Here is a 12489-nt window from a genome sequence, read left to right as displayed (position 1 = left end):
TTTGATGAAAAGACAGTTGGTTCATGTTGCAACGATCGGGAAACCCCATGGCGTTAACGGGCTGGTAAGGGTTTATTCGTATCTGGAAAAGGCAACAGATCTACAAAATTACAGGGAACTGATTGATAATCATGGGGAGCGCTGGTCTTTAATCTGGAAAAATGAACCAATTGCCATCCTTTATGATGGAAATAAAAATCCTGTTGATTCCAGAACAAATGCCGAACATCTGACAAACCGTAAGTTATACGTAACAAGAGATTCTTTTTCAGATTTGGAAGAAGAGGAATTCTATTTGGTAGATTTAATTGGTTTGCAGGCTCGTGTTCAGAAAATCAATCAGCAAAAGGAAGCGTTTGGTATCATTGATCATGTCCATGATTATGGTGCGGGTACCAGTCTTGAAATCAAACTGGATTCCAAAGAAATCATTATTGTTCCTTTTACAAAGCAATGTGTACCGGTAATTGATCTTGAAGCGGGATGGGTAAAAATCTGTTTACCTCATTTTATTGAGGTTTCACCTAATGAAGGTAATAAGGGAAATGTGTTGGCAGATTGAATTGTTGACTTTATTTCCTGAGATGTTTCCCGGCTTTTTGGAATTTTCCCTGGCGGGCAAAGCATTAAAAGAGGAAAAATGGACTTTGAAAACGCATGATTTGCGTCAGTTTGGTCATGGCAAACATAAGGCTGTTGATGATACGCCGTTTGGTGGTGGGGCAGGAATGGTTATTCGAGTGGATATACTTGATGCTGCCTTACAGGCTACTTTACCGCAGGATGATCGTCCAGTTGTTTATTTTTCGCCGCGAGGACGTGTATTGCAACAAAAAGATATTCTGCGGTTTGTATCAGGGAGTGGTTTATATTGTATTTGTGGTCGCTATGAGGGGATTGATGATCGGATATTTCAAAAATATTCAATAGAGGAGATTTCTATTGGAGACTACATTCTTTCTGGTGGTGAGCCTGCCGCACTTGTTTTAATGGATGCCTGCATACGTCTGTTACCTGGTGTTATGGGATCTGATACCAGTGGGGAAGAAGAAAGTTTTTCTGAAGGTCTTTTGGAATATCCGCATTATACGAAACCTGCCAAGTGGCAGGGATATGACGTGCCCGAGATTTTACTTTCAGGACATCATGGGGCAATTGCTGCATGGCGTCAAGAACAGGCTGAAATGGTGACCAGAATGCGCAGACCAGATTTGTGGGACAGTTACCAGCGTAACAGTAACCTTAAAAATAATGACTGAATTTATATATTGTTAAAGGAAAAGATGATGGATATTATTCAAAAATATGAGGTTGACGAAATTGCTCGTTTAACAGCAGATCGTGCCATTCCTGAATTTTTCCCTGGGGATACAGTACGAGTTGATGTTCGTGTTGTTGAAGGGGAACGTAAACGTGTTCAGGCTTATGAGGGTGTCGTAATTGCACGTTCAAATAAGGGACTAAATAGTAATTTTACCGTTCGTAAAATTTCAAATGGTGAAGGAGTGGAACGTGTATTTCCTCTTTATTCTCCAACAATTTCTGCGATTACGGTTGTCCGTCATGGTCATGTTCGTCGTGCAAAACTATATTATTTGCGTGGTCGTAGCGGTAAGTCAGCCCGTATTGCAGAACGTAATCGCGATGTTAATAAAAAAACAGAATCTGTTTAACAGGTTGAACTGATTTTTTATTTTATATTCTGATAATTTATAAAAATTATCAGAATAAATTATTTTAGTTTCTTGATATTTTGGATATATAAACTTATTGAATATAAAATTTTAAAAGGATAAAAAAATGAAAGCTCGTACTTTGTTTGATAAGTTGTGGGATAGTCACGTGGTAAAACAACTTCCAAATGGTACGGCACTCCTTTATATTGACCGTCACTTAATTCATGAGGTTACTAGCCCGCAGGCATTTGAAGGGTTACGGTTGGCTGGACGTAAAATTCACAGTCCGGAAGCGATGATGGCAGTTATTGATCACAATGTTCCCACAACAGATCGGGATAAACCGATGGAGGAAGGAGAAAGTCGTCATCAGATAGAAGTTTTAGAGAAAAATGTTAGGGAATTTGGTGTCCCATTCATTCCATTAAAATCTGCCCGTCAGGGGATCGTCCATGTTGTTGGACCCGAGGAAGGGATAACATTACCAGGTATGACTATTGTTTGTGGTGACAGTCATACTTCTACCCATGGTGCATTTGGTTCGCTTGCTTTTGGTATCGGAACTTCGGAAGTTGAACATGTGATGGCAACCCAAACCTTGCTACAGAAACCAGCCAAGAATTTTAAGATTAATATTGAAGGTAAATTAAAACCAGGTGTAAGTGCGAAAGATATTATTCTTGCTGTTATAGGAAGAATTGGTACAGCTGGTGGAACAGAACATGTAATAGAATTTACTGGTTCAGCGGTAAGAAATCTTGATATGGCGGGGCGGATGACCTTGTGCAACATGGCTATTGAAGCTGGTGCCAGAGCCGGGATCATAGCACCTGATGAAGTTACTTTTGAGTATATTAAGGGGCGTCCATTTGCACCAAAAGGGAAAAATTTTGATGACGCTGTAGCTTACTGGAAAAGTTTGGCTTCTGATGATGGGGCGTATTATGATAAAGTTGTTAATATAGACGTCAACAATCTTGATCCTATGGTAACATGGGGAACTAGTCCAGAAGATGTGATATCTATTAAAGATAAAGTGCCAGATCCAGAAAAATTGAGGGATGAATCTCAACGTAAAAGAAAAAAACGCATGTTGAACTATATGGATCTGAAAGTTGGTCAACCGATTGCCGGTACAAAAATTGACGCTGTTTTTATAGGCTCTTGTACAAATAGTCGTATAGAAGATTTTCGGGCTGCGGCATATATTCTTAAAGGGCATAAAATTGCAGATCATGTCTGGGCATTGGCTGTACCCGGGTCTGGATTAATTAAGAAACAAGCTGAATCCGAAGGATTGGATAAAATATTCAAAGAGGCAGGTTTTGAATGGCGTGAAGCTGGTTGTTCCATGTGTTTGGCAATGAATCCAGATCGTTTGGAACCAGGACAAAGGTGTGCCTCCACTTCCAATCGTAATTTTGAAGGTCGTCAAGGTCCTGGCAGTAGAACACATTTAGTATCTCCAGCCATGGCTGCCGCTGCTGCAATCAAAGGTGAATTAACGGATGTAAGGGATATGATGTGATGGAAAAATTTGACAGTTTGACAGCAATTGCGGCTCCATTACCCGAAGAAAATATTGATACTGATAAAATAATACCGGCTCGTTTTCTCAAAACGACCAAAAGAAGTGGTTTGGGTAAATTCGCTTTCTATTCTTGGCGTTATGATGATAATGGAAATGAACGAAATGATTTTATACTTAATCGTGACCCGTATCGTCAGGCGAAAATTTTAATCAGTTATGAAAATTTTGGTTGTGGTTCGTCTAGGGAACACGCGCCTTGGGCTTTGCTTGATTTTGGAATACGATGTGTAATTGCACCTTCCTTTGCGGATATTTTTTTTAATAATGCATTTAAAAACGGAATATTGCCGATAAAGGTGTCCAGGGAAATTTGTGAACAATTGGTTGAGGATACCAAAATGGGAGCAAATGCTCGTATAACGGTTGATTTGGTACATCAAGAAATTATACGACCTGATGGTGAAAAAATTAAATTTGAAATTGATCCATTACGCCGTCAATTGCTTTTGGAAGGTTTGGATGATATTGGTCAAACCATGCAACATGTTGAATCAATTAGAAATTTTGAAAAAAACAGAAAGGAAAAGCAACCCTGGTTTCCTGAGATAATAATTGATGAACATAATATATAATTAATTCTATTCATAAATGGTTCATTTATTTAACTGAGCCATTTTTTATATTTAATTAATCACAAAACTAGGCATTAGTCTTTAGATTGAATTATTTTATAAGAAAAATTATTTGTCTAAAATTAATTATACAATTTTTTTGCAAACTCATTCTTAACAATAAAAACCAATGTATAAATCAGGTCAAAAATTATTTTTTCAAAATTAAAGCTTTTTTAATTAGGTTATGTAATAGATAATTACATTTTCTTTGTTAAAACTAATAAAGTTAAAAAAAACAATATTTTTAATTATTTTTATTATTGCGAGAATTTTTATGACAAAAGAAAAAAAAATTTTGGTTTTGCCAGGGGACGGGATTGGTCCAGAAATCATGGAACAGGCTGTAAAAGTACTTGAGTGGGTAGATAAAAACTCGACATTATCTTTCAAGCTTGAATATGAAGTGGTTGGAGGTGCATCCATAGATCAAAATGGAATACCATTAACTCAAGAGGTTATTGAAAAAGCAAAAAAAGCTGATGCGGTTCTTTTTGGAGCTGTTGGTGGACCGAAGTGGAATAATATTGATTTTAATAATCGACCTGAATTAGGGATTATTGGTTTACGTAAAGAACTTGGCTTATTTGCCAATTTACGTTCAGCGATTGTTTTTGATTCTCTGATTGAGGCCAGTTCAGTTAAACCTGAGATCATTAAGGGTTTGGATTTAATGATTGTTCGCGAAAGCACAGGAGGCGTTTATTTTGGTTCTCCCAGAGGAATTGAAACATTACCTGACGGAACTCGTAAGGGAATCAATACAGAAGTTTATACAAGTAAAGAAATCGAAAGAATTGCCCGTGTAGCTTTTGAGTTGGCTCGTCAACGCCAAAATCATGTTTGTTCTGTTGATAAATGTAATGTGATGGAAAGCGGTCTTTTATGGAAGGAAGTGGTGACAGAGATTCACCAAAAAGAGTATCCAGATGTCAATTTATCTCATATGTTAGCAGATAATTGTGCAATGCAATTGGTCCGTCAACCCTCACAATTTGATGTTATTCTGACCAGCAATCTTTTTGGGGATATTCTGTCAGATTTGGCTGCAATGCTGACGGGAAGTTTGGGTATGTTGCCTTCAGCTACACTAGGGGAGAAACAGTCAAATGGGGTTATTCCAGCATTGTATGAACCAATTCATGGCAGTGCTCCAGACATAGCTGGACAAGGAAAAGCCAACCCCTTGGCACAAATTCTTTCTTTGGCGATGATGTTGAAATATTCATTTAATGAACAACAAAATTCACGGAAAATCGTAAATGCATGTAAATTGGTATTAAACCAAAATTATCGTACACCGGATATTATGAGTATGGGAAAAAAAGAGGTAAACACGCAAGAGATGGGAAAACTTATTCTTGATCATTTAAATGGAAAAAATTAAAAATATTGAATATAAAGTTTTTAACATAACTTTTGAAAAATTATTATTCATTGGATGAATAAGATCAATTACAACGATATGTAAGGTTATATTCAGCATAGGAAATGCTGGTAATCAACATTATCAATATAATATTTTGGGCAAATTTAATTCGTATCTAATATTATTTGCTCAATTTAGATTAATGGATTTTTGGTGATAAGAACTGATATTGTAAAATGTAAATTTACTTTAGAATATATCTTATAAAAGAAATATCATTTAATTTCTTTTATAAGAATAAAACTTTTGCGGTTTAAAAACCTTCACGTTCCAAACGTTTACGTTCCATTTTACGTGCACGTCTTACAGCTTCTGCAGCCTCTCGGGCACGTCGTTCAGAGGGTTTTTCATAATGGCGACGAAGTTTCATTTCACGGAAAATTCCCTCGCGTTGCATTTTCTTTTTTAAAGCTTTCAAAGCTTGATCAACGTTATTGTCTCTAACCAAAACCTGCACTTGGCCATCATCTCCTGTTAAAGTTAAAAGTTAAATAGTAAGGTATATAGTGTATATCAATGTTTATAATTGTTATAAGTTTACCGCAAACATACTCTATTTTATTTAAAAAGAAAATAGATTATTATTGTCTCACGGTTTTCAACTTATATAAAGTTTTTTATTTGTCTCGTTCTATAAATTTTGATTTACCTTTATACAAAGCTGGTGAAGAGTTATTATTTCTGCATGAAGATAAAATTCGATTTATGCAGGATATATTTTTTTTTATCCATCATGAAGCCATGTCTATCGTTGAACCAATATTAGATGAATATAGAATTGGGTTGGCTCATTTTCGATTGATGCAATTTATCTGTCATTATCCTGGGATTTCGGTAGGTGAGCTATGTTCAATGCTTGGAATTACAAAACAAAGTTTGAATCGCGTATTAAGAGAGACGCTTGAACAAGATTTTGTCTATTTTCAGCAAACTCCAACAGATCGCAGGAAAAAAGTGTTATTCTTGACAAAAAAAGGGAAAAAACTAGAGGAGGAACTTTTTAGTCTTCAACGCAAACAATTTGTTCGCGCTTTTAGAGAGGTTTCCAATAATACATATATAGAAGGATTCCAGCGTATATTATATGGTATGATCAGTAAAAAATCCAAAAAAATGCTAGAAAATCTTACCATTCGTAAAATCAAAGATAAAAATAATGTCGGAAAATAACAAATCACCAAACGAAAAAGATATTTTACATATTTTAGTTATCGATGATGATCCGCGTTTACGCCGGTTGTTACAGCGTTATTTAAGTGAAAATGGTTTCCGGATCAGTGGAGCGGAATCGGCATATGAGGCACGTCAAATGTTAAAGTTTTTGCAACCTGATGCATTGGTACTGGATGTTACAATGCCAGGTGAGGATGGTTTGCAATTGACACATTCCCTTCGGGAGGAAGGCAAGGATATGCCGATCATCCTTTTGACAGCCAGGGGAGAACCGGAAGATCGCATAGCTGGATTGGAAGCTGGCGCAGATGATTATTTGGGAAAACCTTTCGAACCCAAAGAGTTGTTGCTTCGGCTGAAAATTCAGTTTCGCCGATTGACGCAGCCCATTGCAGCGGAAAATATACGTTTAATTCGTCTTGGAAATATGGAGTTTGACCCTGTTCGAAATTTGTTATGCGATAAAAATGGCATTATTCATTTAACAGGAGGGGAGATAGCCTTGTTAAGGGTATTGGCGGCGCAACCTAATGAGATTTTATCCCGTGAGGAAATCGTTCAAAAAATTGGAATGGAGGAAATTGGTGAGCGTGCCGTTGATGTCCAAGTAACAAGGTTACGAAGACGTATTGAGACGGACCCTCGACAACCGCAATTTTTACATACCGTAAGGGGTAAAGGGTATGTTTTAAAACCTGGATATTGAAAAATTAATTAATAACAGAAAATATAATTGTGAAAAATTCATATACGAATTTAAAAATTCCAAATTATTTTATAAATCGTAAATTTATTGTTGAACGCACTGTACGACGAATTTTGCCGCGCTCTTTATTTAGTCGTTCACTTTTGATGATTTTAATTCCATTGATTGTTACGCAAACAATTTCACTGGAATTGTTTTATGGTAATTATCTTAGTACTGTTTCTCGTCGTTTGACAGATACTGTTGGCAGTGAGGTTGAGTTCATCGTCAATCAGTTTAACCAAACTAATTCGAGAATAAAATACAATCAGATTATTGAAGATGCACAAAAATATTTTCAATACTCGATTACCTGGCGCAAAGGTCAAATATTTCTTGGGAACTCAAGAAAAAAATCGAATATTATCGGGCCTGTTGATGAGCTTCTCAATCAAACCCTGACGGATCGACTTGATGAACGGTTTGTTGTTGACTGGTTCAGTGTAAAAGATCAGGTCAAGATATCCATAGAATTAAAACAAAGTGTAGTGGACATTCTAATACCCAAAAAAAAATTAACGGCTGGTAGTGTTTGGCTTTTTATTTTCTGGATTGTGGGAAGTGCCTTGGTTTTGTTTATAATGACTTCTGTTTTTGCATGGATACAGTTCAGGGCCATTCGAAGATTATCCAGATCTGTTGAAAAATTTGGTAAAGGGATTGATCCAGGTAATTTACATCCTGATGGTTCAAGAGAGCTAAGAAATGCAGCAATTGCCTTTAATGTCATGCGTGAAAGAATTTTAAGATATGTCAAGCAACGTACTGTTATATTGGCAAGTGTTTCCCATGATTTGAGAACGCCTTTGACCCGATTAAGGCTCAGTTTAGCCATGCTCCCTCAAAAAGGAATGTTTAATGCTGAGGAACAGGTTCAGGATATCTTGGAAATGATTACCGACATTGAGGAAATGGAACAAATGATTTCTGCTTATCTTTCCTTTGCAAGGGGTGAAGGAACGGAAGAACCGATTTTAACAGATGTTTCTCAGTTAATTAAAGATTGTGTTGCAGCAGCATCTCGGGCTGATACACGATTTTTGTCAGTTGAAATTGATCATGACCTGCCAGATTTGATTATTAGACCTCATAGCATACGCCGAGTTTTTTCCAATATTTTAGATAATGCTAAAAGATATGGGGGGGATGTAAAACTAAGGGTTCATATGAAAGGAAAAGGAATACAGTTTATCATCGATGATGACGGTCCAGGAATAGAAATCGAAAGAAGGGAAAGTGTATTCACGCCATTTGAGACAGGTAATAGACAAAAAGGGACCGGATTGGGACTGTCTATTGCGAAAAATATAATTCAGGGACATGGTGGTGATATAAAATTAGAAACCAGCCCATTGGGAGGGCTGAGAGTAATAATATTTATACCCAGATAGTTTTATGGCAATGTATTTCCTGAGCTGCCAGGTCCACCCGTTGTAAGTGGATTGCTTGAGAAAGGACCACCGTTACTGTTCGGTCCGAAGGTACTTCCAAGTCCCATTGCACTTAGTGGAGAGTATTTGCCAATATTTCCTAATAATTGCTGGAAAAAATTAGTTTTTGTTCCAGGAGTTGGAGTTACTTCTGATACCATGCTGACATTTTTAGCGTCTCTTTTACCCAATTCTTGAATTTTTGTTAATGTCCCACTTTCATTAAAATATAAGGAGAGCACTTTTTGCTTTTTTATTCCTGGATAGGAAAGCGGGACAAGATGAGTCATCATCGATATGTAAATCCAGTTATTATTATTAAATGTCGCGTAGGTTGTAGGAGATCCCAAAATGTCGATAACATCTGATTTACTGGTACTGCCAACTTTTAATGCAGAAAGGTCATTTTTTTCAATTATTGTTCCTCTTGGCATTGGAGGGGGGGAGAGAACTGAGCAGGCGGAAAATAATAGGCTGCAAGAGATTAAGGAACCTAAAATAATATTCTTGCTTGTTTTTTGCTTAAATTGAGGACAGGATTTATTTTTAAGAAGGGATACAAGAGGTTTTTTGTTGAAGCTGGAAGGCATAATGAATACATGATCCTCAAGTTAAACGAAAAATTAATCTTATAATTTAAAGAGGTATTGTAGTTTAAATTAAACTGCAACAAAAAAAAACATTAGAAAGAAAAAAATGAATAGCTGTTGCGAGTTTTCAAAAAAAATATTTATCAATCAAATACAAAAAAAAGGATTCAGGATTACCATTGAAGCGGATAAATCAGAAAGAAAGGCTTTGGCTGAGCGGTTTTCAATTCCTGAAATTCTTTCTTTGTCATGTTTTTATAAATTGGCTTATTTTCATGGTGGTCATATAAGGGCGCAGGGAATACTGAAAAGCAGCATAATACAAAATTGTGTTGTTTCCCTAGAGGATTTTCCGGTTGATATCGAAGATGGATTTGAGTTGATTTTTATACCTTTGTCTCAAGTTTCAAGTGAACTGGAGGAGCTGGATGATCCAGATATCATTCCTTATGATAATGACTATATTGACATTGGAGAGGTGACTGCACAGCAACTGGCATTATTACTGGATCCTTATCCTCATAAGCCTAATGTTGAAAAAAAACTGATAATCAAAGAGAAAGATTTGGAAATACAAGGGATAAAACGTAAAAAGGACAGTCCATTTAAAATTTTGGAAAAATTGAAAAAGGGTTAAAAAATTGTTTTTTCATAATATATTTGTATATTAATATTCTTGTTATTTTAATCAATTAAAGTATATTGTTTTTCAAAAGTGTTAGGTAAATCTTGACACGCTTTTTCAAGCTTGCTTAAAAGCCGATATTCTGTTAGACAGGTTGCTTCAATTTGAATGTTCAATCATGTCGAATGAAATTGGTTATACTGGTTAAATTATTAGATAAATTAGGATAGGAGGGATCCCATGGCTGTTCCAAAGAAGAAAACGTCACCATCACGTCGTGGAATGCGTCGTAGTCATCATGCTTTACGCACTGAGGCTTATGGTGAATGTGCAAATTGTGGTGAACTGAAACGTCCACATCATGTGTGTAGCCACTGTGGCTATTATGATGGTCGTGAAGTCGTCGCTGCCGGAGATGCTTTGAAGACCGCAGTATATCAATAAGACTGGAAAGCGTATTATAAATACCGATAAAAACATTTTGGTGTTAAGTTTAATGGTATTTATAAATTGTAACTGTATTTATGACTGCAGAATCAGATATTCAAACGAAGCCTCAATATGATCTTGCGATTGATGCAATGGGGGGGGATCATGCCCCTGAAATTGTTATCAAGGGTCTTGAGATTACAGCCGTTAGACATCCAGAAGCAAAAATACTGTTAATCGGAGATAAAGAAAAATTGTCTCCGTTACTGAAAACATATTCCAAGGCAGCCAGAATATGCGATGTTCAGCATACAGACGTGGCTGTTCCAATGGAAATGAAACCTACTTCCGCTTTGAAACTACGAAATTCATCGATGCGTCTTGCCATGCAAAGTGTTGCATCGCAACAAGCCAAAGGGGTTGTTTCTGCCGGAAACAGTGGTGCAATGTTAGCACTGGCACAGGTTATCGTTAAAACGATGCCTGGTATTGCACGCCCGGCAATGGCTGCGATTACTCCAACAGCTAAAGGTGATATTGTAATGTTGGATCTGGGGGCGAATGTTTCCTGTGACAGTCGAAACTTGGTTGATTTTGCCATAATGGGTAACGCTTTTGCAAAAGCTGTGCTTGGTTTACCTAAACCCACAATTGGACTTTTAAATGTTGGTTCAGAAGAATTGAAGGGTGATGATCGTCTTAGAAATGCAGCCGAAGTGTTGCGGAATAGTCCTTTGTCCGGACAATTTTATGGGTTTGTAGAGGGACATGATATAACGGCAGGTACAACAGATGTTGTTGTTACAGATGGATTCACTGGAAATATTGCCCTAAAAACAGGTGAGGGTGCCCTCAAACTCGTTTTTCACCTTTTAAAACAAGTTTACAGTTCTGGCTTGCGGGGAAGGTTGGGTTATCTGTTTGTTCGACCCGGATTGGAACGTATGCGCGAGTGGCTGGATCCCAAACGTTATAATGGGGCAATTTTCGTAGGTCTAAACGGGGTTGTTGTGAAATCTCATGGAGGTACGGATGAAGAAGGTTTTGCATATGCCGTGGATGTTGCGATGGATATGATCAAGCACGGATTTTATGAAGAAATCCTTACGGGTTTATCACAGGTAAATCCACAGTAATAGCGGTTATATTAAATTAAAGGGTTTCTATAGGAATGGTTTATCGTTCACAACTTGTTGGATTTGGTGGATATTTACCTAAGCGTATCTTAACAAATGATGATTTGACATTGATGGTAGATACATCTGATGAGTGGATTCGTGAACGTACAGGTATTCGCGAACGTCATATTGTCTCGGAAGGTGAGACATGTGTTTCCATGGCTGTTGAGGCCGCAAGGCAGGCAATTGAATATGCAGGGATGAGTGTGCAGGATATTGATGCAATTATTGTCGCGACTTGTACACCTGACAAAATATTTCCAAGCACTGCGGTTGAAATTCAAAAAGCGCTTGGAATAAAAAAGGCTTTTGGATTTGATGTTTCATCTGCCTGTGCTGGATTTGTATTCGGATTATCAGTTGCAGACAATTTTATTCGTTGTGGACAGGCAAAAAATGTATTGCTGATAGGTAGTGAGGTGTATTCTCGAATTCTTGATTGGAAGGATAGAAGGACCTGCGTTTTGTTTGGTGATGGAGCGGGTGCTGTTGTTTTAAGTGCTGTTAACACGGAGACCGAGAGAGGAATTCTTGGATGCTATCTTCATACGGATGGTCAATATGCGGATTTATTATATGTGGAAGGCACACCAGCAAAATTTCAAGATCAATGCTTTTTACGTATGAAAGGGCAGGAAGTTTTTCGTCATGCAATAACAAAACTATCCGAGGTTATTGAAGAAGCGCTAAATGATCACAATCTAATATATCGTGATATTGATTGGTTGGTTCCACATCAAGCAAATTTACGGATTATTTCACGTATGGGTGCAAAAATCAAATTACCCCCTGAAAGGGTGATTGTAACTGTTGATCGGCATGCCAATACGTCTGCGGCATCCATACCGTTGGCCTTGAATGAAGCAGTGAGAGATAATCGTATGAAAAAAGGTGATTTAATCGTAATTGAAGCAATAGGAGGCGGTTTAAGTTGGGGGTCTGCATTGGTAAGATTGTAAATATATTTTTAAAAAATTAATTTAAAAATAATTCAGAATTTATTTGGTAACAC

Annotated in this window: 15 protein-coding genes; 13 read left to right on the top strand and 2 right to left on the bottom strand. The window is 37.1% G+C overall.

Annotated elements, in window-relative coordinates; all coding sequences use genetic code 11:
• The first annotated feature begins 4 nt into the window (after window positions 1-4).
• The 6 genes from rimM (at window position 5) to leuB (ending at window position 5265) form a co-directional block, all read left to right on the top strand.
• Window positions 5-562 carry a ribosome maturation factor RimM gene (rimM, locus tag H3R33_RS04330; RefSeq protein WP_198184916.1) on the top strand — a complete coding sequence of 186 codons (558 nt, stop codon included), beginning with the start codon at window positions 5-7 and terminating at the stop codon, window positions 560-562.
• Window positions 546-1259: a tRNA (guanosine(37)-N1)-methyltransferase TrmD gene (trmD, locus tag H3R33_RS04325; protein WP_110438905.1), complete on the top strand. Its 714-nt coding sequence runs from the start codon at window positions 546-548 to the stop codon at window positions 1257-1259. The genes rimM and trmD overlap by 17 nt, the downstream gene beginning before the upstream one ends.
• Window positions 1260-1286: 27 nt before the next feature.
• Window positions 1287-1673 (top strand): 50S ribosomal protein L19, encoded by a 387-nt coding sequence (gene rplS, locus H3R33_RS04320; protein WP_110438906.1) that lies wholly within the window; start codon window positions 1287-1289, stop codon window positions 1671-1673.
• 127 nt (window positions 1674-1800) lie between these two features.
• Window positions 1801-3204, top strand: a complete 1404-nt coding sequence (gene leuC, locus H3R33_RS04315) for a 3-isopropylmalate dehydratase large subunit (RefSeq protein WP_198184917.1) — start codon at window positions 1801-1803, stop codon at window positions 3202-3204.
• Complete coding sequence (gene leuD / locus H3R33_RS04310; RefSeq protein WP_155566702.1) at window positions 3204-3839, top strand: 3-isopropylmalate dehydratase small subunit; 636 nt, start codon at window positions 3204-3206, stop codon at window positions 3837-3839. Before leuC ends, leuD begins: the two co-directional genes overlap by 1 nt.
• A gap of 316 nt (window positions 3840-4155) precedes the next feature.
• The gene (leuB, locus tag H3R33_RS04305; RefSeq protein ID WP_155568004.1) at window positions 4156-5265 is read left to right on the top strand and encodes a 3-isopropylmalate dehydrogenase; all 1110 of its coding nucleotides are present in this window, start codon (window positions 4156-4158) and stop codon (window positions 5263-5265) included.
• 295 nt (window positions 5266-5560) lie between these two features.
• Here leuB and rpsU read toward each other — a convergent pair whose 3' ends face one another.
• The gene (gene rpsU / locus H3R33_RS04300; protein WP_084440514.1) at window positions 5561-5764 is read right to left on the bottom strand and encodes a 30S ribosomal protein S21; all 204 of its coding nucleotides are present in this window, start codon (window positions 5762-5764) and stop codon (window positions 5561-5563) included.
• A gap of 164 nt (window positions 5765-5928) precedes the next feature.
• Between rpsU and H3R33_RS04295 the strand changes: the two genes are divergently transcribed.
• Genes H3R33_RS04295 through H3R33_RS09195 form a run of 3 tightly spaced genes read left to right on the top strand, consistent with a single transcriptional unit; the run spans window position 5929 to window position 8616 of the window.
• Window positions 5929-6477 carry a MarR family winged helix-turn-helix transcriptional regulator gene (locus tag H3R33_RS04295; protein ID WP_162988571.1) on the top strand — a complete coding sequence of 183 codons (549 nt, stop codon included), beginning with the start codon at window positions 5929-5931 and terminating at the stop codon, window positions 6475-6477.
• Window positions 6464-7186: a response regulator transcription factor gene (locus H3R33_RS04290; protein WP_110438910.1), complete on the top strand. Its 723-nt coding sequence runs from the start codon at window positions 6464-6466 to the stop codon at window positions 7184-7186. Before H3R33_RS04295 ends, H3R33_RS04290 begins: the two co-directional genes overlap by 14 nt.
• 29 nt (window positions 7187-7215) lie before the next feature.
• Complete coding sequence (locus H3R33_RS09195; RefSeq protein WP_155568005.1) at window positions 7216-8616, top strand: ATP-binding protein; 1401 nt, start codon at window positions 7216-7218, stop codon at window positions 8614-8616.
• A 2-nt stretch (window positions 8617-8618) separates the two neighbouring features.
• Here the strand turns inward: H3R33_RS09195 and H3R33_RS04280 are convergent, their stop codons facing one another.
• Window positions 8619-9245, bottom strand: a complete 627-nt coding sequence (locus tag H3R33_RS04280; RefSeq protein WP_110438912.1) for an outer membrane protein assembly factor BamE — start codon at window positions 9243-9245, stop codon at window positions 8619-8621.
• Window positions 9246-9351: 106 nt separating this feature from the next.
• Here H3R33_RS04280 and H3R33_RS04275 point away from each other — a divergent pair, with 106 nt between their 5' ends.
• From H3R33_RS04275 to H3R33_RS04260, 4 genes are all read left to right on the top strand, one after another.
• Entirely contained in the window at window positions 9352-9882 is a 531-nt protein-coding gene (locus H3R33_RS04275; RefSeq protein WP_198184918.1) for a DUF177 domain-containing protein, read from the top strand.
• A gap of 228 nt (window positions 9883-10110) precedes the next feature.
• Window positions 10111-10314 carry a 50S ribosomal protein L32 gene (gene rpmF, locus H3R33_RS04270; RefSeq protein WP_110438914.1) on the top strand — a complete coding sequence of 68 codons (204 nt, stop codon included), beginning with the start codon at window positions 10111-10113 and terminating at the stop codon, window positions 10312-10314.
• Window positions 10315-10394: 80 nt separating this feature from the next.
• A complete protein-coding gene (plsX, locus tag H3R33_RS04265; RefSeq protein WP_198184919.1) occupies window positions 10395-11435 on the top strand; it encodes a phosphate acyltransferase PlsX in 1041 nt (346 codons plus the stop codon).
• 35 nt (window positions 11436-11470) lie between these two features.
• Complete coding sequence (locus H3R33_RS04260; RefSeq protein ID WP_198184920.1) at window positions 11471-12436, top strand: beta-ketoacyl-ACP synthase III; 966 nt, start codon at window positions 11471-11473, stop codon at window positions 12434-12436.
• Window positions 12437-12489: the final 53 nt, after the last annotated feature.

The sequence above is a fragment of the Commensalibacter sp. B14384M2 genome, assembly GCF_016101865.1.
GTDB classification, from domain to species: domain Bacteria; phylum Pseudomonadota; class Alphaproteobacteria; order Acetobacterales; family Acetobacteraceae; genus Commensalibacter; species Commensalibacter melissae.
The sequence above is the reverse complement of the archived record's forward strand: the minus strand, read 5'-3'. Positions and strand labels throughout refer to the sequence as shown.

Bases quoted from the DNA above. Each gene is read 5' to 3' on its own strand.
- rpmF (WP_110438914.1), top strand. From the start codon at position 10,111: ATGGCTGTTCCAAAGAAGAAAACGTCACCATCACGTCGTGGAATGCGT.
- leuB (WP_155568004.1), top strand. From the start codon at position 4,156: ATGACAAAAGAAAAAAAAATTTTGGTTTTGCCAGGGGACGGGATTGGT.
- H3R33_RS04275 (WP_198184918.1), top strand. From the start codon at position 9,352: ATGAATAGCTGTTGCGAGTTTTCAAAAAAAATATTTATCAATCAAATA.
- rplS (WP_110438906.1), top strand. From the start codon at position 1,287: ATGGATATTATTCAAAAATATGAGGTTGACGAAATTGCTCGTTTAACA.
- H3R33_RS04290 (WP_110438910.1), top strand. From the start codon at position 6,464: ATGTCGGAAAATAACAAATCACCAAACGAAAAAGATATTTTACATATT.
- trmD (WP_110438905.1), top strand. From the start codon at position 546: ATGTGTTGGCAGATTGAATTGTTGACTTTATTTCCTGAGATGTTTCCC.
- leuD (WP_155566702.1), top strand. From the start codon at position 3,204: ATGGAAAAATTTGACAGTTTGACAGCAATTGCGGCTCCATTACCCGAA.
- rimM (WP_198184916.1), top strand. From the start codon at position 5: ATGAAAAGACAGTTGGTTCATGTTGCAACGATCGGGAAACCCCATGGC.
- leuC (WP_198184917.1), top strand. From the start codon at position 1,801: ATGAAAGCTCGTACTTTGTTTGATAAGTTGTGGGATAGTCACGTGGTA.
- H3R33_RS04260 (WP_198184920.1), top strand. From the start codon at position 11,471: ATGGTTTATCGTTCACAACTTGTTGGATTTGGTGGATATTTACCTAAG.
- H3R33_RS04280 (WP_110438912.1), bottom strand. From the start codon at position 9,245: ATGCCTTCCAGCTTCAACAAAAAACCTCTTGTATCCCTTCTTAAAAAT.
- plsX (WP_198184919.1), top strand. From the start codon at position 10,395: ATGACTGCAGAATCAGATATTCAAACGAAGCCTCAATATGATCTTGCG.